General features: G+C 28.7%; 21 protein-coding genes. 5 read left to right on the top strand and 16 right to left on the bottom strand.

Features of this window, described 5'->3' with window-relative positions; translation table 11 throughout:
* The first annotated feature begins 142 nt into the window (after positions 1-142).
* The 3 genes from C8N41_RS16120 (at position 143) to C8N41_RS16110 (ending at position 2,102) form a co-directional block, all read left to right on the top strand.
* Positions 143-634 carry a hypothetical protein gene (locus C8N41_RS16120; protein ID WP_147298975.1) on the top strand — a complete coding sequence of 164 codons (492 nt, stop codon included), beginning with the start codon at positions 143-145 and terminating at the stop codon, positions 632-634.
* Positions 635-788: 154 nt separating this feature from the next.
* Entirely contained in the window at positions 789-1,346 is a 558-nt protein-coding gene (locus C8N41_RS16115) for a hypothetical protein (protein ID WP_115840015.1), read from the top strand.
* A 153-nt stretch (positions 1,347-1,499) separates the two neighbouring features.
* A complete protein-coding gene (locus tag C8N41_RS16110) occupies positions 1,500-2,102 on the top strand; it encodes a hypothetical protein (protein ID WP_147298974.1) in 603 nt (200 codons plus the stop codon).
* 211 nt (positions 2,103-2,313) lie between these two features.
* Here the strand turns inward: C8N41_RS16110 and C8N41_RS16105 are convergent, their stop codons facing one another.
* From C8N41_RS16105 to C8N41_RS16035, 16 genes are all read right to left on the bottom strand, one after another.
* Positions 2,314-2,955 carry a DUF6266 family protein gene (locus C8N41_RS16105; protein WP_115840013.1) on the bottom strand — a complete coding sequence of 214 codons (642 nt, stop codon included), beginning with the start codon at positions 2,953-2,955 and terminating at the stop codon, positions 2,314-2,316.
* Positions 2,956-3,092: 137 nt separating this feature from the next.
* The gene (locus C8N41_RS16100) at positions 3,093-3,533 is read right to left on the bottom strand and encodes a DUF6943 family protein (RefSeq protein WP_115840012.1); all 441 of its coding nucleotides are present in this window, start codon (positions 3,531-3,533) and stop codon (positions 3,093-3,095) included.
* Between the two features lie 249 nt (positions 3,534-3,782).
* A complete protein-coding gene (locus tag C8N41_RS17030; RefSeq protein WP_170137143.1) occupies positions 3,783-3,950 on the bottom strand; it encodes a hypothetical protein in 168 nt (55 codons plus the stop codon).
* Positions 3,951-4,320: 370 nt separating this feature from the next.
* Positions 4,321-4,767 (bottom strand): hypothetical protein, encoded by a 447-nt coding sequence (locus tag C8N41_RS16095; RefSeq protein ID WP_115840011.1) that lies wholly within the window; start codon positions 4,765-4,767, stop codon positions 4,321-4,323.
* Position 4,768: 1 nt separating this feature from the next.
* A complete protein-coding gene (locus C8N41_RS16090) occupies positions 4,769-5,335 on the bottom strand; it encodes a Panacea domain-containing protein (protein WP_249033295.1) in 567 nt (188 codons plus the stop codon).
* A gap of 512 nt (positions 5,336-5,847) precedes the next feature.
* Positions 5,848-8,349 carry a DUF4268 domain-containing protein gene (locus C8N41_RS16085; RefSeq protein ID WP_115840009.1) on the bottom strand — a complete coding sequence of 834 codons (2,502 nt, stop codon included), beginning with the start codon at positions 8,347-8,349 and terminating at the stop codon, positions 5,848-5,850.
* 43 nt (positions 8,350-8,392) lie between these two features.
* A complete protein-coding gene (locus tag C8N41_RS16080) occupies positions 8,393-9,466 on the bottom strand; it encodes a hypothetical protein (RefSeq protein ID WP_115840008.1) in 1,074 nt (357 codons plus the stop codon).
* A 14-nt stretch (positions 9,467-9,480) separates the two neighbouring features.
* Positions 9,481-12,444, bottom strand: a complete 2,964-nt coding sequence (locus tag C8N41_RS16075) for a type III restriction-modification system endonuclease (protein WP_115840007.1) — start codon at positions 12,442-12,444, stop codon at positions 9,481-9,483.
* Between the two features lie 8 nt (positions 12,445-12,452).
* On the bottom strand, positions 12,453-14,444 hold the full coding sequence (locus tag C8N41_RS16070) for a site-specific DNA-methyltransferase (protein ID WP_115840006.1): 1,992 nt from the start codon (positions 14,442-14,444) through the stop codon (positions 12,453-12,455).
* A 30-nt stretch (positions 14,445-14,474) separates the two neighbouring features.
* Complete coding sequence (locus C8N41_RS16065; protein WP_115840005.1) at positions 14,475-14,669, bottom strand: helix-turn-helix domain-containing protein; 195 nt, start codon at positions 14,667-14,669, stop codon at positions 14,475-14,477.
* 74 nt (positions 14,670-14,743) lie between these two features.
* On the bottom strand, positions 14,744-15,571 hold the full coding sequence (locus tag C8N41_RS16060; RefSeq protein WP_115840004.1) for a hypothetical protein: 828 nt from the start codon (positions 15,569-15,571) through the stop codon (positions 14,744-14,746).
* Positions 15,572-16,141, bottom strand: a complete 570-nt coding sequence (locus C8N41_RS16055) for a hypothetical protein (protein ID WP_115840003.1) — start codon at positions 16,139-16,141, stop codon at positions 15,572-15,574. It lies immediately after the preceding gene.
* Between the two features lie 138 nt (positions 16,142-16,279).
* The gene (locus C8N41_RS16050; RefSeq protein ID WP_115840002.1) at positions 16,280-17,179 is read right to left on the bottom strand and encodes a hypothetical protein; all 900 of its coding nucleotides are present in this window, start codon (positions 17,177-17,179) and stop codon (positions 16,280-16,282) included.
* A gap of 5 nt (positions 17,180-17,184) precedes the next feature.
* Positions 17,185-17,469: a helix-turn-helix domain-containing protein gene (locus C8N41_RS16045; protein ID WP_115840001.1), complete on the bottom strand. Its 285-nt coding sequence runs from the start codon at positions 17,467-17,469 to the stop codon at positions 17,185-17,187.
* Positions 17,470-17,570: 101 nt separating this feature from the next.
* Entirely contained in the window at positions 17,571-19,619 is a 2,049-nt protein-coding gene (locus C8N41_RS16040; RefSeq protein ID WP_115840000.1) for a hypothetical protein, read from the bottom strand.
* Positions 19,620-19,622: 3 nt separating this feature from the next.
* Positions 19,623-20,840 (bottom strand): site-specific integrase, encoded by a 1,218-nt coding sequence (locus tag C8N41_RS16035; protein ID WP_115839999.1) that lies wholly within the window; start codon positions 20,838-20,840, stop codon positions 19,623-19,625.
* Between the two features lie 329 nt (positions 20,841-21,169).
* Here C8N41_RS16035 and C8N41_RS16030 point away from each other — a divergent pair, with 329 nt between their 5' ends.
* Positions 21,170-21,673 (top strand): energy transducer TonB, encoded by a 504-nt coding sequence (locus C8N41_RS16030; RefSeq protein ID WP_115839998.1) that lies wholly within the window; start codon positions 21,170-21,172, stop codon positions 21,671-21,673.
* Between the two features lie 11 nt (positions 21,674-21,684).
* Positions 21,685-22,077: a hypothetical protein gene (locus tag C8N41_RS16025; RefSeq protein WP_115839997.1), complete on the top strand. Its 393-nt coding sequence runs from the start codon at positions 21,685-21,687 to the stop codon at positions 22,075-22,077.
* Positions 22,078-22,304 lie beyond the last annotated feature (227 nt).

Genomic DNA, 22,304 nt, shown 5'->3' with positions numbered 1-22,304 from the left:
TCAAATTATTTTTTTGCCTTCTAAACGGCTTAAAAAAAATCTTTTGAACGTCTAAATTTGAACCAAAAAGAGTCAACCTATTTCAGTATAATACACAAACCCTATGGTAGGATACTTAATGCGAAAATTTATTTTCAAAAAGTTGTCGAATAAGATAACTGACATAGAGTTGACTAAAAAAGGATTTGTAATAAATGAACCTTTTGGTGCTAAACCTAAAAAACTTGAATGGAACCAAATTAAATCAATTCGATTTTCGAATAATGACAAAATTCTAATTTTAAAAATAGACGAAAACGAAATCGCTTTGAATCACGATCAAATTGGTTGGTTTCAATTTATCCAAAATATCCCTAAATCATTTAAACAATTTGACTTTAAAAAAGTTGATTTAATTATTGGCTCTTTAAAATCTTGTGAAGTTTGTGGAATTGTTGCTGTCAGAAACAATGTTTGTAAAGTTTGCGACTCTGAACCTTGGAATCGGAATAGTGGAAAAAATAAAATGGAATATTTAAAAGAGAAACAACTCGAGCACTTTGAATATGAATTGAAAAACAAAACTGAAATCAATAAAATTGCAGAAGCTCAACACGGATTTAAAGCTGACAAAAATTGGAAATTACACATCTGAAAAATAAAAAACTACAGCCAACACCGTGTATAATTAATTGCTAGGTCAATGCCGACTTACGAAAATTCCGCTGGAATTTTCTATCTGTGATTTGTTTGCTAACTTAGTTGCTTAACCACGCAACTAACCATACACAAACACGTTGCCCACAATTATGAAAAAAATCCTGCTAACATTAATAATTGGACTTTTATTAGCCAATTGTGCTGATAAGAAAACTGAATCAAAAGCAGAAAATGATGAAGTCGTAGAAACAGCTGAAAGCGTAATCAAAAATCTTGGAAACACAGAAAATGGAACTCTAAAAATTATAGATAGTTATCAAGAACTTATACTGAAACAAAACGGCAATAAATGTGGAGAATGGGGTGGCGACACAAAAGAAATTCGTATTTATAAAACGGAACATAACGGAAAATTTTTTGCCGACTACAAAAACATAATTATTGACTGCAAAGACCCATATTCTGAAAAAAACAAGCCAAAAATTATTGAGAAAAAAGAGATTATATTAGATGAATCGGAATTGAATTTAGCACAGGAAAGTATATCTGAATTAATAAAATACAAACTGACGACTGAACAACGAATTTCACACAGTGGAATCGGAAATTATGTAATTTCTATTGATTCGACTTTGATAATTGAGGATTGGCCTTCTTTTGGTTGGCCAAAATTTAGAGAACTGATTAAACAAATTGAAAATAAATAACTGTGGGCAACACCGTATATAATTTATTGCTGATTCTAGCTTACTTACGAAAATCCTCTCGGATTTTCTATTCGGTTTTTATTTGCTAACTTTAGTGCTTAAACCACGCAACAAACCATATACAAGACCGTTGCCCACAATATGAAAAAAACTTTGAGACAGATATTAAAACTTGGATTTCTGTTATTTGGAATTGTTGTTTATGGACAAGAATTTGAATTTGACATTCAGAATACCTCACTTTCAGAATACTTGGAAATGGAACAAAATTTGGGAAGCGAAAGAATTCCAACTATTCGAAATCACGTTTCATCAAATGGAAATGCACAACCAATAAAATTTAAGCGTGAACAAAAAATTATTTCTGATTTAGTCGCTTATTATTATTTTAAAGAAAAGGACTCTGTAATGTCTCATATCCTTTACGAATGGGATGAAAGCTTGCTTACACTAAAACCAAATTCTAAAGAGAAAAAATCAAAGGAATATCAAATAGCCTTAATTGAAAAGTTCAATGAATTGGAAAAAAAACTGACTGAACTTTATGGCGAACCGAAATCGAGAGGAGACCTTTCTGATTTAAAACAAGCTGAACTAAAAGGAGGCTTGAAAAAGAATGACAAATGGTATCCAGATAACAATACAGAAATCGAAATGTATATTGTAGTTTCCAACTATTATAAAAAAAGTGGAATGATTACAATAGCGCCAACACACAGAATAAGACTATATATTAGAAAATTAAAAACTGAATAAAATACTGTGGGCAACACCGTGTTGTGTAGATAAGACTCTGTATGTATTGATTTTATTGACTTATTTAGAAATAAATTAAAAGAGGTACAACATAGGTGCAACTTTTTAAACTATAAATTTAAGAAGTAAAAATAGTGATCTATAAGCATAAAAAAACCGTTACAAATATACTGTAACGGTTTCTTTTTGAATGTATTTATGCTTAAAGTTATTAAGCTGCCGTACCAGAGCCTAAATACACACTATTCGATACTTGTGTACCATCAGCAGAAACAAACGCCATAAATAACTCTACTGTATCTCCTGCATAAGTGCCTGGTATGGTAACGACTTGAGAACCTACAGTTCTATCAGCACCATCAAGAATAGAAATTGATTCTTTCTTACTTGGATTATAAACCAATACCATTGCTTTATCCGTTGCATTTGCATTTCCTTCTGCTGAGTTGTCACCCCAACCAAAAGAAACTTGTCCTGCATTGGTTAAATCAGTTGTACCATTTAAAACACCAGACAAACCACCTCTACTTAATAAAGCTAAAGAATAATCAATCGTGAAGTTAGGTGCAATACCGCCTACTGCATTATTTAACACATAAGACATTGCAGCATTAAATTCCGTTTTCTTGGTTGCAAATGACTTATAACCGATTTTAATAAAATCTTTAGTCGCTTGCAAATACTCCAATGTAATGGTAAATTTATTACGCTGATTCACTTGTCCCTCTGTACGAGGATTTGCCACACTTGCTGGCTTAATTCTGATGTAGTCGATACCTTTCCAACTACCTCCAATAATACTACCTACCTTACCCGATAAGCTTCCTAAAATACCCTGTGGAATTTTTCCCATCTCTATTACAATTTAAAATTAATATTTGTTCGGATTTGGTACGGACTTGATATTGCTTTTAAACTTTGTTTACCCCTCTAATATAACTAAAATTATACCATTTTGTTACTGTTTCAAGCCTTTACGATGCCTTTGCGTTAGACTTCTTTGCTTTGCATCAAGTTGAAACAATTACGTATATATGCGACCTTTAAAACTGCCATTTTTTCAATGACATTTTGTAACTCTTTTTCTTTTTTACTAATAACCTCAACCGCTTTAATATGTTTTTGCATCATATCGTCTACATTACAATTTGATTTTAAACTACTTTTAAGCGTTTTTCTGCAATCATCTATTGAGATAAACGGAATAACACTTCCTTTTAAATAATAAGCGTAAAAACCGCCTATTTGTAGCATCATAGATAAATGAAAAAGCGTGTTTTTCTCTTTTTCGGTTGAAGTTTGCAATACAAAACAATTAGGACAAGGATTTGAGAGCGGTTTTCCGCTGTTAAGCCCTTTGTTTAGGATAAAAAAATGAGGGTTTGAGTAAGTTTTTCCTGTACGGTGTGTTTTCAGTTCAAAAGTTGACATAGCTATCCAATTTAAAATTGCTCGCTACGCTTCGCTACATTATTTTTTTTGAAAAGAATAAAAAGATAGCCATAGTTGTTGTGGCGTGGATAAGGCTGTCAAGGTTTTTGGATAAAAGTTTTTTGAGTTAAAATGTTTAATGAAAAAGAAAAAAGTTTGTGAAAAAAGTTTTATTCAAAACCCGTAGGGCTTGACCTTTATAGCCTTGTGCGGCTGGCAGAGGAAGCCACATATATTTGCTACCTTTTTTTATTTTAATCCTACAAATGCGAATATTACTATAATCATCAGGATAACTATTGTGAAAACTTTTGTTGTATATGAATCGTCGCCTTCAGGATTTTCAATTTCAATACCGTTTTCATCTATATCTTTTGGAAAGAATAAATCAAATAAATCTTCAATCATTTTTTTCATACTATAAATTTAACTTTTCTGGGGAATTAACACTTAAAAAAATAGGTTTTAATCTTTTACTGTGCGGTGGATGAAGCGTTTGTATGGGTATTGGTTTAAATAGTTGTTTGATAAAACAGCATTTAAATTAATACTTATACAGGACTTTTAGACGATAGCTTTTTGTTTTTTTGAGGTACGAGAAAAAGCAATATGCTATGGCGTAGTACTAACTTTCTTAAACCTATTTTTTTATATCCTATTTCTTGGGTGGTGGGGAAAAGTGGATTAGTTAATATGATTAATAAAATTAATACTGTTGAATATGCTAAATAGAGAAAAAAACTATTAAATAAAGGAACATATTAAGAATTGAAAAATAAAAGAAAAATTAGAGTTCTAATATTTTACGGTATTTACGTTTTACAGATTTAGAATTTTTAAGACAAGTTATTAATGAAGCAAAAAGGTCATCTGGCATTACACCCCAAACTGTATAATCAGTATTTTCTAGAGGATATATTTCTTTCAAGAAGTTAACATCATACGAATCTATTTGATGACCGTAAATATGTGTTTTAAAATCAAATGTTTTACCGCACTTTGTTACAACTAAATTATCAGATATAACAAAACAATTTAGATTTATTAAAGGTAATTCAACGCAACCGTTATCTACTTCTTCTTTTTCTGGAATAGAATCTGTTCTTGTAGGTAGCGAAGCTATAATGTGATTATCTTCTTGATTTTTTAGAACAACAAAGTATTTTGGTTTTGCTGTATTACCATTTTTAAAAAAGAAAGGATCAAAGTATATAATTGATGCTTCTTGAAACATTTTAGTTGGCTTCTATGAAATCAGCATAAACTGTTTTCTTGCGAGTATCGTGACTTATTAAAGCCCCCATATCTATTAGTAATTCAGTGTTATTGATTTGTTCATTCTCTAACAATTCTAAAACCGAATTTTCTTTTGCTGTATTATGCCAAGGTGAGTTTTTACGATGTGTGTAATAAACCAAATCTTTAGCACTTTTATCACCAAATTCATTAATCACAAAATCTAATAAATCAATATCATTATCAGAAAACTCATCGTCATTAAATGCAACAATAGGTTTTATAAAAGTTACACCCTCGTCAGATGTACGCTCTATGTAGTTTTTAAGCAACGTGGTTTCTGATGATAAATCAATAAAAATTTCTTCAGATACAGGACCAAATTTCCAAACTTTATATTTTAGATTAAAAAAAGGAATACCACTTTTTTTAATTGATAATTCATCTAAGATATAAATTAACTTTAAAGCTTTTGTTTTGGATAATTCTCCAATTTTTTCTGAAAGATAAATAATTGAATTACCAACCTTATCTATTTGATTTTGAGATAATCGTATGTAAGACATTTTTTCCACAGTGCAAAAATACAAAAAATTAAAATGTAAACAATCTGTTGAAAACTTTATTTTTGACTATAATATATTATACAGTTAAATAATTGACCTTGATAAAAAAGAATGAAATTTTAATACTTGTTCAAAATGTGGTTATATGTTCGGATGTGAGCGTTGGATGAGCGGATATTTTACATAATAGCAGTTATAGCGACTAAAATATAATAAAACGCCGTAGGCAACCATTGAAAGGATTTTTGCTCCTATAACTTCTATTATGTAACTTAGCTTTGGGTTGGTTTTGTGGCGGAATAGTTGTTTTGAGCGTTGGCAATAGCTCTTTGCTTTTTTATTGTACTAATTTATTAAAATAGATACGCTTAAATAAAACAAGCAATGTGCTATTATAACGTTGGCTACAACTATTGTGACATAAAACCAACTATGTAGTGGCGCGCGGAACAACACAAAAGACAGAGGATTTTGAGGAACGAAAAAACTGGGTTTTGGGTTGTGGGGAATTATTATTTCAATTTCTTAATTGCTGGTTGTAATGCAGATTCAAACTTTGGTAAGTATTCAATTAAAAATTCACTCATTTTATCCCAATCAGCCTTATCAAATAAATTAACACCTGTTAGCTCATACTTAATACGACTCATTTTATGTTCTGCCAATTCTTCCCATTCAAGAAGTTTACCGAAATTATTTTCAATACTATCTTTTTGACTTAATAGTTTTTTAAAGTATTTCTTGTTCTTCTGTTTACTTGAAGATGTAATACCTAATTCAATTCTTGCGTATTTACTTGTTATTACAAAAGTGTAGTTTAAACCGCTTATACCTGCTCCAGAACTTAACCAATGGTCTTTTGATGCATTTACATTACCAAATAACTCTGTATCTACAATTTGAGGTAATAATTGTTTCCAAAACTCTCTACGGACAGCAAATCTATTTTGTGAATCTTTACTTTCTTTATCTTCATATTTTATAACTAATTCATCTTCAAGTTCAAATAGATTAAGTAGTTTTTTTAGGCTACTAAACTTTGAATTACTATCTAAATTAGATTCTATAAAATAACCATTATCCAATACTTGTGGTGTTCTAAAATCATCAGCATTTCTTGTAATTTTAAAAATATCTGTTGCTTCTAATAATAGTTGTGGATTCTTTTCATATAGCTTCTGAATTACATAAACATACATTTGAGATATTACCTCTTCATCTACCTTAGTATTTTCAAAAATGAAATACTCTAACTTCTTATGCGTTGGTGATTCTGCATTAAATATGTTTTGTGCCTCACTATTATCTGAAACAGGAATAGTTACATTAGGGTATTCCCAAATCTTTAGAAACCTATTGTAGATTAAATCAAAACGCTCATTATAATTACTAATATCCCAATTGTCTATGGTTTTAAGATAATCATTCAACCAAAGGCGACTAAAATTATAACCTTGTTCAGCACCTTGTCTGTTCATTGATTTTTTCTCTTGAAAAGACTTATTACTCAAAGCACCATTATTACCTGACAATGTTAGATTAGCTATTGTATTTACATACTTTTCTTTGAATTGAAAATAATCATCAGGTGTAATGTCCTTATTCCAATCATCATTAGGATTTTGAGGAAAGATATGTTCAATAGTTATATTCTCATTTGATGTATCTACATATTCACGGTTATTAAAATTCTCTAATAACTCAAACATATAGTTTCTATTCTTTGATTGAATATTGTATAAATCTTTATCTCTTAACGCTGTTTTTAAATCTTCATCTGTTGGAAACTTTGCGCTACCTCTTTTCTTTATTAAAGCTAATGCTATGGAATCAAAATATTCTTCTGTATCTACTTCAGAATATAAGGTCATAAATATTTTATTTAAAGCATTGGTAGGTAAGCCTACCACAAATCTACGCCACGTATAGGTCTGTATTAATTTTAATACTTTAAGTAACTCATCATTTGTTATCAAACCATTTTCTGCATCTTCAAATACTTGTAATAGAAATGGAAATGCCACATTAATTTCAAGGCGAGAAATATATTCTAATTCTCTTTTTATGTTATGTTCTTGAACTTTAGAAGGATTAATAAACTTCTTGTAATGTGTAGAAAGCGATTTAATATTTTCTAATTCTTGATGATAGGCTTCATCCTTTATAGTATATAGCTTCTTGAACTCTATATATACTTTGTTTTTATTAGGTATCTTTTTATTACGTAGTGTTAGGTAGTCTCTTATATATGATGATACTAAAGATTTCTGTTTAGTTAAATCTCTTGCATTTTCTTCAATAGGATTCCAAATTTGCTCAAATACTTTATGCTGATTTTTTGGGTCTAAATCCATTAGAATATAATTCCTAATTAAATCGGATTGAGATAAATCTAAACCTGTAGAATTTAAACTCTCAAAAATACGTTGTGGGTCATCTTTACCACGTTCTAAAGATATTTCTACAAAAATGAGGCGCTTTAATCCGTTAAGTATCGTAGTAAAACTGTCTTTTGTTATCGCTAATTTGAAAAAATTAAAATTCTCAATCACATTAGAATAATGCCCAAACTCATTTTCGGTACTATTCATTATCGCTTTAAATGCTAATGAATTGGTATCTGTTTGTTTTAACTTTAATTTACTTGATTCTTGCTGAACGTATTGATTTACTAAAAACATATTATGCAACATATCTGCTTCTTGTTGCATAGCATTATCTTTTGCAAAACGATATAATGCCACATATAAAATATTAATGGTAGTCAGTCTTTGTTGGCCATCAATTATAACCAACTCTTTAACCTCACTTGTGCTATATGCACCCTCGTGAATAAAAACGATGCTACCAATAAAATGTGTGCCCCTATCAGCTGCTTCTACAGCAATAATATCATTTAACAACTCTTTACACTCATTATTTGTCCAATCATAATTACGTTGGTATACAGGTATTACAAATTGAACATTTGGTGCTTGTAAAAAATTTATAATTGGTAATTCGTTTGCCTTCATATTGTTGTTAAATAAATATTAATCTAATAAGAGAAAATATACCCTAAATTAAGTTTGAAAATTCGATTGGTAAATTTGTTTTATTCCCAATGGTTAGATTTTTATAACTATAATAGATTGATGGAAAAGTTTTATTCACAACACTTAATGGTGGTGGGATAAAATTAGAAGTAATAGTATTATTATTTTTTATAAATTGCATAGAATGACCTTTTGCACCAATTAACAAAATATATTTATTGTCTTTAGTATTAGCATACTTGTTCATTGTAGCTTTGTATTTATTTACATAATCCCAATCCATTGCACCATTATCTTTTTTAGGAAAATGAGGTATAGAAACCAATTCAACCTCTTTTAATATATAATCTTCATTACGAGTTGACCAAGTAATTATAAAATAGCGTAATCCTGATTGAACTCTTATAATTTCTTGAGAAGTCCATCTTCTTATATCATCGTGATATGCTTTATAACCGTAACCATTTGTATATGATTGTTTACACAATAAAAAATCATTATTACAATGATTTGACACACCAACTCTATCAGCATTCTGAAATTCTATTAAGCCAATTGGGTTGTCATTGCTATCAGAAACAAAACAATCTAAATTAGTTGGCCAAGGTGTTTTATGTTTTCTCAACTGTTTGTCAAAATGTGGTAAATCAGCAATTTCTCTGAATGTTTTATTTGATTTCCAACCTTTTATTTCTGCTATCCAATCAGCAAATTCTTTATATGTATCATACTTTTTAACATATGATATTGAAGTCAGTGAGGTAATGCTTACTAAATGGGTGATTTCAGTTTCATCACAATACAAAACATACGAAAGAGGTATATTAAATAAACTTGCAAAATTTATTTTGCGTTGTAGTTCTTTTGTTCCTTCAAGCGCAATAATTGAGGTTAACAAATCATTTAAAGATATTGCTGAAACTGAATTATCATATCTTGCTCTTTCAAGTAAATGAGTTACTATATTATCAGTGTTTTGATTACACCCTTCAATGCTATCAAGATTGTAAGGTGTATTTGTATTTAATTCATCCTTACACCAGTTTAATGAATCACTACGTTCTGATGATTCCTTTCTTAAATTTTCTATATGCATAATGTTTATAATAGTTATTCAGATAAAACATCTTCAATAATTTGTTTAATCTTTTTATTTCTTATCTGTTCTTCAAATTTTACTGTATAACCATCAATAGTAAGCTGTTTAAAAAACTCTTTAGCACAATTAATTTTTGCCTTTTCTATACCACGAAGTGTCTCTTGGGTATCAACATCTTTGGTTTCAACAATAATATTTAAAGTTTTTTCGCCATTTTCTTTTTTTACTACGTACATAAAATCTGGACTATAAGATTGACCTGTTATAGTTGGAATAGATAAACTATTACGAGGGATTTTACCATAAACAACTATTTGAGAAATACCATCAGCTAAAATATTTTCTTTTTCTAATGGTGAATCATATGCATATGTATCATATAAATATTTCTCTACAGGTGTCCCTTCTACAAATTTAGTACCGATTCTACCTTGAGCAATTTCATCTTTAGGATTACCATCAGAATGAGTTAAAGCTGTAGATTTTAATTTTAATGAAGATTTTTTATACGAAAACTGACCTTGCAGTTTTTGAATTTTCCAATCGCTAAATCTGGAAACAAAATTAGCTACACTAAATACGTTAGTTTTAATTACAGCCGATGGATAATTTTCTTTGTATGTAATTAATGCATCATTAATAATTTTGATAGGTAAGTTAGTTTGTTTGTTAATGCGTTTTAAAAAGTCTCCATATGATATTGATTTATTGATAGTGTATTGAACACCACCACTTTCATAATATCCCATTTTGTTTTCATCAGTTGTCGTAATTGTTTGTCTGTTACTTGTTAGAACTACATCAGTAAAAACATCATCTTTAAATAGACTTATTAATTCATTTTTTAGGTAATTATTCTTTTCTAAAGAATCATAATAAATAATATACTTTTTGTTAATGGCTTCCCACAACTCTTTCAATTCAAAATATGCAGATGCTCTAATTTTAATCTTCTTCTCCAATTTTTTATTTCGGTCAGAAATTTTATTAGGACTAATACCAGTTCTGAAGTCAGGATATTCTTCAAAAAACTTTTCTGAATTTTCAATAATTATATTTCGATCCATATCAATGTAATCATTGATAACTAATCGTTTGAATAATTCATTTTTATTTAATTCAAGTTTTATTGCAACTTTTTCTAAATCATCTATACTAACAATAAACCCTTTTGGAAGGTCATCATTTATTTCTTTGACTAATCTATCTGCAAAATCAGATTCTGTAAAATCAATAATATAATTCAGTTTAAATTCTTCATTAGAGATTCTATTACCATTAACATCTACAGGTAAACGTAAACCTCTACCGACCTCTTGAAGTTTGCTGTTCTCACTACCACTTGAACGAAGTTTTGTAATTGTGAAAACATTCGGATTATCCCAACCTTCTTTTAAAGTCCATTTAGAAAATAAAAACCGTCTAGGGTTAATTTCACCATTTTTATTTCTTATGGATAATAAACTCTTTTTATCGTGAAGAATTTCATTAACTTCTTTAGCTATATCTGCATCAGAATCGCTATTATCTTGTGAAAAATAACCTGCGTGACAATTTGAAATATCTCTTTTTGAAGCCTCTAAATATTCAATATATTCTTTGTCATTTATTTTCGAAAGTGACGGAAGTACTTCATTTATTTTCTCTAATAATAGTTTTTCAAAAGTTTTTTTTAAGTATGCTTCTTTTCCTGTTTTTTCATTATTTCGATAAGAATAAATATCATCTATAAAAAACAAGGCTAATGTTTTAATCTTAAACCTCCTATCAAAATTTAATCTTTCGGTTTCGAAATGTCTTTCAATAGCTAATTTTAGCATTTGCTCTTGATAAGATGAAGAATATATGTCTGTACTAAATTCTTCACCTTGATATTTTGTTTGACCATTGGATAGTTCAAAAAAGTTTTTACCAATTGCATCAATAGTGATACCCTCAAATTCACCCGAAATCATAGATAATGAATCACCTTTACCTAAAACATAACTTTTATTAGATGAGTCTTTTTTTATGTAATTGAATTTAATTTCAGTCTTGTTGATAATCGACATTACCTTAACCTTATCTTCTTTTTTTGAGATAGGCTCGAAGTGTTCTTTTGATATACCTTTTATTAGATTTTGATTAAAAGAGTCACAAGCATTTAAATCATAAACTAAATTATGATAATCCTTTAATGTTTTTTTGTTTTTGCCTCTACCAATAGTTTTTGTTGGAAATGTAGCACCATACCTTATTATACACTGTGGCTGAATTTCATCAGAAATAAAGTTAAATGCTTTTTGTTGTTTAGAAAAACGATGTGGCTCATCAATAATAACAAATGGCATAGTTTCCCTTATAGCGTCAACTGGTCTAAAAAAATCTTCAACACCTGAATCATAATCATTTCTCGTTAACATTTTACTATTAGTTAACAAGGCCATATTAGTAAGCAACACCTGTATTTTATTTGTGTTTTGACTTGAGCCTGAAACAAACTCTCTTACTACACTTGGGAAATATTGTTTACCTTTTTTCTTTTTAACAGATTCTAATACTTGTAAATCAATTTCAGCATTATATCCACAAACATCTTTAAAATGCTTTTTGACATAAGAGTCACTTAAAAATTGTTTAGCACCAGCTTTTATAGGTAATGTTGGCACGACGACAATAAACTTGTTTATTTTAAAGCGTTTATGAAGTTCAAAAATAGTAGAGGTATATACATAAGTTTTACCTGTACCTGTTTCCATTTTAATATCTAAATTTAAATTTTCACCTACTTCATTTAGACTTATATATTCAGGATGAATACTATTTGATTTTTGTACCTGTTTAATATTTTCTAGTAAAACCTCATTATCCAGCTGTAAAATAGGATTACTGTAGAATAGTTTGTTAGGCAAAAAACTATCTTCAGAAAATACGTTAGCAATAGCGTTAACACCTTTCAATTGGTGTGGTAAACCATTTTTTAAAATTAAATCCATACTTAATATTAATACCTTACGTTGATGTTAATCTTTAAATTCTTCTCACTATCATTAAGAATTTTTAAATTCTTTTCTAACATTTCAGTAACTGACCACTCATTAAAGCTGTAACCAAAAAGTATCACATTCTCTGGATTAAATGAACCATTCTCCTCATATAACTCAAATAATGAAATAACGTTATCTTGAGTGAAGTCAGGATTTATTAAGTATAAGTGCTTATCAAAATAATATGCCTTATAGCCACCCAAATCAATCTCTTCAACAGAAGGATTTAAGCCATAACCATCATAGTTTAACCAAGTAGTTAAAACAGTATTAAGACCAAAATCATCCAATATCGTACTATCAGCTATTAATGCTCTCTTATCAAAAGTTTCACATTTATCTAATGTTTTTTGATTAGGCTCATTTAAAACAAAGTGCTTAAAACCATAATCAATGACAGCTTTCGTTTCTTTTTTTATTTTTTCAGATGCTCTTATAATACGCTCAATACCAACATAGTCTAATGTAGTAGGCCGATTTATGGACTTTAAAAAATTATATGCGTTTTTTTGACTTGCTTTTTTAGGATTTAATGTTTCGGGTAATTGAACAGAAATAATTTTGCGTTTACCCGCATCTAATGAATTTAACTCTAAAGTTGCTTGCGCTGTTGTTGCAGAACCAGAAAAGAAATCAAGTATTAAATCATCTTTTGATGTTGTGAATTTCAAAAATTTACTGATTAATTTTACTGATTTAGGATTGTCAAAAACTTTAGTACCGAAAAGCTCAGTTAAACTTATTGTTGTAGAACGGTTGTCTTCGTAATAATAACTTTTTAGCAATTCAGTTGCTGTTTCAATACGTTTCTTAATTTTTGGTATAGTAGTTTCATCTTTACCCCATTCTACATCCCCTTTTTCATTTGCCTTCCAAAATGTTGTTTCAGGCCATCGCCAACCGTTACTTGGCTTTTTGCAAGGTGTTTTTGTTATTGGATGTATAATATCATAATTATAATCCCCTGGCTTTGTATTGTTAGAATTACCCGGATAATAAACTCCTTTTTCATCAACGTATGAATAATGAGATACGCCTGATAAATCAATTTGATTGGATTTTTTTAATGAGCTTATCCAACGTTTTAGTTGCTTTTGAATTTCATCAATTGCAAGATTCTTATTCAATAATTCTTCATATTTTTCTTGAATAACTTTTGCTTTATCAGATTTAATTTTCCATTTGTCTTGGTAATTTATATTTCTACAGTAGCTAATTATATATTCGTGTTCTATTGAAATTTGACTTGCATTATTATCTGTTGCAGTTTCCCATATTATTTCACCTAAATAATTCTCTTCGCCAAATATTTCATCACAAATAAGTTTCAGATTTGCTTGCTGACTATCATCTATAGATATAAAAATAACACCATCATTTTTTAATAAGTCTTTAGCTAATTGCAATCGTGGATACATAAACAGTAACCAAGCAGAATGAGATGCAGACCCCCTATTAGTTAAATCTAAAATTCTCTGTGCCTGTTCTTCATCAATACTTAATTTATGTTGTAAATCTTCTATTGTAAAACTAAACTTATCATTATAAACAAATTCGTCTTTACCCGTGTTATAAGGTGGATCTACATAAATACATTTAACACTATTAGAATATGATTTTAAAAGATGTTTTAAACCATCTAAATTATCACCACTTATGTATATGTTTTCACTTTTTTCATTTACAGGCATTGAATTATGCTCCAGATTTGGCGTGATAACTGTGGTGGTTTCTATTGAGGTTAAAAGTTTAGCATAACTTTTACCTAAAAATTTTAGTTCATAACCTTCGTGAATAAAATCTACCTTATCTTCTAATATTGCTTTAAAGAGTTCAATATCAAAAGCACCATTCTTTTTAAAACAACTTGGAAAATAATTTTTTAAAGCAGAAAGCTCTTTTTGATTTATAGTCACAGTTTCGTTAAACTTTTCAATATCTTTAATCATCTTTTTTTAAAATATTTATTTATTTAATTACTAATCATCATTTGTAACTAATAATTCTTTTACATTTATATTAAGTATTGCCGCAATCTCATATAGAGTTTCTAAACTTGGTTGTGTACGGTTTTGCACATAACCGTTTACAGTATTGAAACTCTTACCTAATTTCTCTGCAAGCCATACTTGCTTCACTCCTCTTTCTTCAAGGACTTCTTTAATACGATTCATAAGGGAAAATTAAAGCAATAAATATATAATATTTACTTGATATTTATATAACGTAATACGTTATATTTTTACAATTATAGAAGATTGAATAATTGCTCTTTATTAGACCACTCAAGATTTACAGCACCAGTCTGTTTTTGAAGATGAACTAGGTAATGCCCTATTTTATTAGGCACATATCCTTTAGCGTTAGTATCAAGTATTGTTACTTTCTTACGGACATAATTTTTATATAAAGATTCGTCAGCCATTTCAAATAGTGTGTTTGCTTTAAAAATACTATTTGAAAAATATGAAACCGAACTACCTGTTATGTAATTCAATAACGTTATCTCACTAGGGCCATAGTAATACAAAGCATTAAATTTCAATTCTTTTTTTTCTGGATGCAAAAAAGCATTGAATTTAATTTTTTCTAATGACACATTAGACTTAATATAATCGTTAGCTAAGGTTACAAATCTTTTTTGCGCTTCTTTCTCTTCTTTATCAACAAACTCTATTAAAGACGTACTAACAATATTTTGAATAAAAGTTGCTAAATCTAATACTCTTGACGGAATATCTATTAAGTTATTGGTTTTAACATAATAATATGAAACTTGATTACTGCCTTTATTATTTACTGTTTCTTTAATATCGAAAGCATTTATATAATGAAACAGTATTTTATTGAAACATCCGTCCTCATTCGATATATCATTATCATATATACAACCATTAACCCAACCACCATCTGTTATAATAAATTCGCTACCTCTTTTTGTTAAAAATACAGATATAAATCTATCATTAGTTGTGACGTATGGTGTTATAATTTCAATTGAAGCACCTCTTTGTTTTGTTTGCCAAACTGAAGAAAAATTATCTTTTATTGAGTTTATTATATTATTTAATTCCATTTAAAATACTATATTTTCATTGGGATCTGTTTTAGAAAAATCAATACCCAAAGAATTACTTGAAATTTTAACTTGAGGGAAACTATTCTCTTTTACCCTCAAATTAGCCTCGTGAAAAAAATGTGCTACACATAGATTAATATCTTCCAATGCTTTAGCTTCCTTTTCATTTAATAACTTATCTGTTTTATATGCTATTTCAGTACCTTTTTCATTAAACTTATGAAAATGAGGTGTTGTTACTGCATTTTCTACTAATGTAATACCATCAACTCTATTTCTATGCGTATCTCCATCACTATCAAATCTAAAGAAAGGATAAGGAATATACTCTTTAGCCCTTATTTTAAATTGAAAGAACTTGTAATTACTACACTTAACATTAACAATAAACAACATTTTAGCACCCATTATTTCCTGCTTAACAACCTCTTCAAATTCTAGTGTATTAGCGTTATTACCAACTTCATTTATTTCTATCACTTCAGAAAAAATAGACTTTCTTTCAGATAATAGCTTTTTATAATACAAATAATCTTCTTTAACCTTTAAACTTCTTGTAATACCCATTAAAAACCTATAATTTACTTCAACTGTTAAATGTATCGAGATTTGGTTGTTTAACCTAAACTTTATTAAACTTTCATTCATATGATATTACTATATTTTTTTACCCCTGTTTTAAGGTATATTACAAGTGTTAAAACATTAGTTGTTTTGGCAATAATTAATTTGCTCTAAAATTTTACTTCTTATGTTGTTTTCTAACTCATAATCAGTATACTCTTCTAATAATTTAGCATATTTTTTTCTGTATATAGTAAACGAATCTTTGTGATGTTTTTTTAACCCTTTAAAACTAGCTTCATCTTTCATAGCACCCATTAATAATATTTCCTTTGGTTGAAGTTCGTGATAATTAATTATTGGTTGTTTTTTAATTGTGTCATATACTTTTAATAATTCATCACCCAATGCATCAAACTTAATTTTGTTTATTAAATCAGCTACCGTAAAAATACCTATTGCATTTTTACCTGTATTAGTATATCTATGACTTGCTTCTAATTCAAATCTTATTAGACTTTTATCTACTGTAACACCAGATTCATTTTTAGTTTGATAAGTCTTATCATATCCTTTTATATTATAGTTAGTAGCTTTAAAATGAGCGCCATAAACACGAGTTTTATTACGCATTACTAAGGGTTTTTTACCTCTATATTCTAACCAATTTTTAAATGTATTATCTTCAATATCATTTATAACTACACCTACTGACGTTCTTTGAACTTTTGCTGTATATAAATCAAAATCAAAGTAAGCATCTAATTCTGCTATCGCTTTCAACACCTCAAAAAAAGTAAATGCTTTATAGTTATTATTCATATAGAATTTTTGCAAACTATTACTTATGGTAAGCTCTGAACCTCTTAATTTTAAATCAAGGTTTTTTAGCTTTGCTACATAAGAAGTTATTTCACCAATTTTCTTATTATAATTTGGTGACCATAAACAATTATTCCAAAAAAAAGGCTTTTCGGCTCTGGCAACAGCTTCTTTTGGTAGTTTATCTATTTGTTGTACTATAACTTTAGTATCGTACAAAACAACTACCTTTTATTTTTAAAAGCCTTATTGTAGTTTTTATCTAACAAGACCTCTACATCTTTCATCTTGTAGTAAATTTTACTACCTATTTGAGAAAATGACACTTTACCTTCATCTCTCCAAGTTTGCGCTGTGCGTTTGCTAATATTCATTAGCTGAATAAACTCTTGATTATCGAGAAAGGTTTCGTGTGATGGTTTTTGATTAGATTCTAAAGTAGAATTTAATTTGTCTAATCTTGATACTAAATTGTTGTACTGTTCTTTTGTTAAAATTACTGCTTCCATTTACTTAATTATTAATGTTACTAATTATTTCTGTAACAAATATTAAGCTCTGGATAGGTACTTATAAGGCTGACCTTATAAGACCTTTTATTGACTGTATTTTAATGAAGTGGATTGTCTTTTATGTATTGTTTTGCCTTTTTATGATAGTCGTCTGATGTGTTTGACCAATCTAATTTTGATTTTAATTCTAAGTTAATTTGATTCGCTATTATATCACATAATCTTTTTAAACTCAATTTTGGAATTATATGCTCTTCTCTTAACGCTTCTATTACACCTCTTACTGTGCCTTTACTTCTGTCACCTAAATTATATACACCATCTTTTGTAATTGCTAAATCTTCAAGTATTTTCAGAATATAATCCTGCTTCTCTTGATTTACAAATGTTTTAAAACTATCTGTTTCTTTTTCTAACAATAAAGGATCTGTTTGATTAGGTAATAAAGTGACAGGAAATATTTGAACTGTTTCTTTTATAAAGTCGGCTTCTATGGATAAAAACTCTTTAAATAAATCTGGGTATTTATCTTCTTTATCTTTGAAATTACTCTTTCTATCAGTTAAGTTTCTAAATTTTAATTCGCGATGTCTTAACTGTTTTAATCTACTTTGTATATATAATACTTTATTGTTTGGTTCTGCATTATCTAAAACATCCTGTAAGCGTGATATACTTTTCTCAAATATTCTGCTATACTTTTCACGATGGTTATAAAAATGCATATCTAATGGTAATGACGTACTATGCATTTCTTTAAGAAAAGAATCCATTGCTTTATTTAATTGAATTGACAACTCTTTATCTAATACCATATCGTTAGTTAATGATAAAATCATTAAATGTGAAGTCGCATCCTTTTTGAAGTAGATAGTTTTAGAATCAAAAAACTCATTAAACGTTAAAGAAATATGCCAACTGATATTTTGTAAAATATATGCTTCTTTTAAATTCTTTAAATATGCTTCTTCTTCATTATTAAATAATGCATTAATCTTAAAATCTGATATAAGCGGATTTCTATTTTCATCCCTTAATAGATAAAAAATTTGCTTGTTATCAATGGTGTTATATTTATCTATTTGCTTTTCAAACTCATTTCTTAAATACTTACGAATCTCTTTTTTTCTTTTAGCTGAATCAAATACAAAATCTTGTATCTCATTAATTATAGGTTGTAGTTCTTTCTCTGCTTCTGCAATATTTTGTCTTAATAAATCTTCCCAAACAGGATATTTAAAAGGCTCTTGAATAGATTTACCTTTAACAATATCCTTTAACCAAGACAAGAATACGTCAAGCGTATAAAACACTATATATTCATTACTAAACAACGTTTTTGGCTCACTTGACAACCTGGTTAATACTTTGCCTACTGTTGATGGATTTAAGCGTCTAAACTCTATTCTGTCGTTAAAAAAAGATGGGTAATTATATAATAACAATTCATCATTAAAATTATCTATATCAAAACCTTTAAAAGCAAAAAGTTTAGATAGTATTCTTTTTATTTCTTTAGCATCGCTTAATGATTCTATTAATTCTTCTTCAAGTATTTGAATTTGCTCATTAATAAACTCTAAAGGTTCATTTATTTTAGAACAATATTCTTGATGATTTTTTACTAACAACTCAACCTCAAAAGAAACTACTTTTATAAGCCTATCAGATTGCCAAGTAACCATTTTATAATAGTCCTCTTTTTCTATATTATACTGGTTATCGTATGTAATAAGATATTTACATTCTTTACCAGATAAAAAATCATTATAAGTAAATTTTGGTATTTGCTTTCTTGAATCACTAACTCTTTTATGTATTAGGTAATTAATTTTTCCTAAATAAATAGCTTCTTTTAATTCGGCAAATTCATCTACATTCAATAAGAAATGCCTGCTTGAAAATTGTGAAAGCAACCAATCTTTAGAGCTATGATTTTTTACATAATATGGATGTTTATTTTTATCAATTAGAGCTTTAATTCTGTTTTCTTCAGATATTAGAAACTTAAATTCGTCAAAGTGCTCGAGGTTCTCAATCTTATTTAAAACGTTAGTTTTAAAATCTTGTTCTGCTGTTTGTACTGCTTCAGAATGAATGGTATCAAATTGAGCCTTTAAAATAGTATTGATTGGTTTATTAAACATATTCTAATTGATGTATTTATCTACTGCATTATCTAATTCACTACTTATAATTTTTGCATATACTTGTGTTATTCCAATATCGGAATGATCCATTAATTTAGATACGTGTTCTATACGCATACCATTATTTAATGCTCTGGTAGCAAATGTATGTCTGCTAATATGAAAGGTTAAAGAAAATGGTAACTCTAAAGTTTTACCCATTTTGGTTAAATACATATTGCTTAACGCTATTGCTTGTCTTACTACTTTTGCTCTTTGTTCTCTGTCTGTAAAATAATCGTTATCAATATTTGCGAAAGGAAATATTATATCGTCTTGATTTACATTTTCAGTTTTATATTTTTCTAAAATATCTATTGCAACTTGCCCAATTCTAAGACTATGCTGTCTGTTTGTTTTGCGTATTGTCTTAGTTATTTTATGCGTTTTAGCATTGTAATTATTCCATTGTAACTCTATTATATCGCCAAACCTTAAACCACCTGAAAAGACAGAAAAAAGGAACATATCTTTTATTATTTGTGCCTTTGCTTTATCTGAAACCTCTAATTTAATAAAAGCTTCTAACTGTTCTGCTGTTAAAAAACGTTTTGTGCTTTTTGCTTTCTTAACTTTAAATTTACTAAAAGGAAAATGATTTAAGGGTATTAAATCCTCTCTCTGCGCTTCTTTAAACATTAGGTTAAGAATCTTTAAAGAAAAATTTATAGTCGTTTTATTATTCCCTAAAGTGGTGCTACAGTAACCTGCATAGTCTTTTAATGTCGTTACCGTAATATCATCGAACATCAACTCTTTATGGCCTATAAACTTTTCAAACTTTTTAAGGTAGTTTTTATAGTTGTTATATGTTGAAAGTGCTAAAGTATCTTTTTGTTTTTCGCAACGGTTGTATGCATACTCAAAGAAATTAACTAACGGTTTCCCCTTTATAGCTTCTTTTAGTTTTCTTGCTGATGTAGATTGATTTTTAGTTTCTAAATCTGCTATTTGCCCTTGTGCATCTGCAACCTTTTGAGATATGTATTTGTTTAGGCGTGTTGAATTGCTATGATTTTTCTTTACCTTTTGCTTTTCTTCATCCCATTCGTTAGGCTCTAATTTTAAGCTTAAAGAAATGAATCTAGTTTTTCGGTCTTTTATCACTCTTAAATATAAAGGTGCTTTTCCAGACTTATCTACTTTTGATTTTTTTAAAATTAGTTTTATTGAAGCCATAACTTATTGGTTTAGAATAGGTGCAATAGGATGCAAACGAATACTAAGGTACAACAATAGGTACAACAAACAATGCTTTTTATTGTATTTTATTACATTATTTTGCATCGCACAAAACAACAAAACCCTTTATTTATAAGGGTTTAAGTGAAATTAAAAGAAATTAGATATAATAGTTAGACAACACCGTGTATAGCTCATTGCGGCTGAATTCCTATTCGGAATTCATTGCAATTTGCTATCTTTCGGTTACAGCGGAAAATCATAGCTGATTTCCCGCAACGAGCCATACACAAACACGTTGTGCATAATTTAAGAAAAATCACGAATTGAATAAAATAACAGGAATTATATTGACAATTTTACTTCTGATTTCTTGTAAGAATTCGGAAAAAATAGAAACGGAAAATAGTTCAGAACCTGAATTTGAAAGTGTAGAATTGGAATTTAAAAGATTGGGAAACAAGCATACTGTTGATTTAGAATATTTGTTTTTAAACGAAAATGATGAGCAAATAGAATTTTCAAGTATTCAAAAAATGCCTGAATTTCCTGGTGGACTTGACTCTTTGACAAAATTCGTTATGAAAAATTATAAATTCCATCAAGGAAATGTTGAATATTTGGAAGGCAAAGTAAAAACGACTTTTTGTGTTGACACTTTTGGAAAAGTAGTTGATATTGAAATTATCGAACGATTGAGAAAAGATTATGATACGGCTTGCTATAAAGTTATTGCAAAATTACCAGATTGGAAACCTGCTGAATTGAACAATGGAAAAAAAGTAAAGACAAAGTTTCTGTTACCTTTTAAGTTTGTGCTAGAAGAATAAAACATTAAGTAATGAAAAAAATATTAATCTTGACCTTACTCTCATTTTTAGGTTGTAAAAACGAACCAATCTGTACTATAGATGAAAATAACGCTGGAAAAGAAATCTATGATTTGGACGAGGCAACTTGTTTCATTGCATTAAAGCTGAATAAGAAAAAATCTGATTTGAGTTTGATTCGTGACGCTCTACTTGCGGAAATGAATTATATGGAGAAAACTGAACTGACTTCTGACAATCCAAATCCTGAAAGCGAATCTGAATCAAATTCTGAATTGGATATTAACCAAATGGTGGAATATGCTCTGAATGAGGAAAAAGTTGACCTAACTAAAACAGAATTAATCGAAATCTATGAAACCGAAATTGAATATTTGATGTTCATCGGAGTTGTGGAAGAATAAAAACTATGCACAACCACGTGTATAATTAATTGCTTGGTTCTAGCCTACTTACGAATATTCCTGCGGAATATTCTATTCGGTTTTTATTTGCTAAATTACGTGCTTAACCACGCAACTAATCATACACATACACGTTGTACGTAATTTGACCAAATCGATGAAAAGCATTTTACCATTAATATTAATACTGAATTTTGGTTCTTTATTTTCTCAATCAAAAGAGAATA

Origin of the sequence: Winogradskyella sediminis, from assembly GCF_003387355.1 — a bacterium.
Classification (GTDB): domain Bacteria; phylum Bacteroidota; class Bacteroidia; order Flavobacteriales; family Flavobacteriaceae; genus Winogradskyella; species Winogradskyella sediminis.
The sequence above is the reverse complement of the archived record's forward strand: the minus strand, read 5'-3'. Positions and strand labels throughout refer to the sequence as shown.

Excerpts from the sequence above, each read along its gene's own strand:
- C8N41_RS16115 (WP_115840015.1), top strand. The coding sequence starts at position 789 with ATGAAAAAAATCCTGCTAACATTAATAATTGGACTTTTATTAGCCAAT.
- C8N41_RS16105 (WP_115840013.1), bottom strand. The coding sequence starts at position 2,955 with ATGGGAAAAATTCCACAGGGTATTTTAGGAAGCTTATCGGGTAAGGTA.
- C8N41_RS16100 (WP_115840012.1), bottom strand. The coding sequence starts at position 3,533 with ATGTCAACTTTTGAACTGAAAACACACCGTACAGGAAAAACTTACTCA.
- C8N41_RS17030 (WP_170137143.1), bottom strand. The coding sequence starts at position 3,950 with ATGAAAAAAATGATTGAAGATTTATTTGATTTATTCTTTCCAAAAGAT.
- C8N41_RS16095 (WP_115840011.1), bottom strand. The coding sequence starts at position 4,767 with ATGTTTCAAGAAGCATCAATTATATACTTTGATCCTTTCTTTTTTAAA.
- C8N41_RS16090 (WP_249033295.1), bottom strand. The coding sequence starts at position 5,335 with ATGTCTTACATACGATTATCTCAAAATCAAATAGATAAGGTTGGTAAT.
- C8N41_RS16085 (WP_115840009.1), bottom strand. The coding sequence starts at position 8,349 with ATGAAGGCAAACGAATTACCAATTATAAATTTTTTACAAGCACCAAAT.
- C8N41_RS16080 (WP_115840008.1), bottom strand. The coding sequence starts at position 9,466 with ATGCATATAGAAAATTTAAGAAAGGAATCATCAGAACGTAGTGATTCA.
- C8N41_RS16075 (WP_115840007.1), bottom strand. The coding sequence starts at position 12,444 with ATGGATTTAATTTTAAAAAATGGTTTACCACACCAATTGAAAGGTGTT.
- C8N41_RS16070 (WP_115840006.1), bottom strand. The coding sequence starts at position 14,444 with ATGATTAAAGATATTGAAAAGTTTAACGAAACTGTGACTATAAATCAA.
- C8N41_RS16065 (WP_115840005.1), bottom strand. The coding sequence starts at position 14,669 with ATGAATCGTATTAAAGAAGTCCTTGAAGAAAGAGGAGTGAAGCAAGTA.
- C8N41_RS16060 (WP_115840004.1), bottom strand. The coding sequence starts at position 15,571 with ATGGAATTAAATAATATAATAAACTCAATAAAAGATAATTTTTCTTCA.
- C8N41_RS16055 (WP_115840003.1), bottom strand. The coding sequence starts at position 16,141 with ATGGGTATTACAAGAAGTTTAAAGGTTAAAGAAGATTATTTGTATTAT.
- C8N41_RS16045 (WP_115840001.1), bottom strand. The coding sequence starts at position 17,469 with ATGGAAGCAGTAATTTTAACAAAAGAACAGTACAACAATTTAGTATCA.
- C8N41_RS16040 (WP_115840000.1), bottom strand. The coding sequence starts at position 19,619 with ATGTTTAATAAACCAATCAATACTATTTTAAAGGCTCAATTTGATACC.
- C8N41_RS16035 (WP_115839999.1), bottom strand. The coding sequence starts at position 20,840 with ATGGCTTCAATAAAACTAATTTTAAAAAAATCAAAAGTAGATAAGTCT.
- C8N41_RS16025 (WP_115839997.1), top strand. The coding sequence starts at position 21,685 with ATGAAAAAAATATTAATCTTGACCTTACTCTCATTTTTAGGTTGTAAA.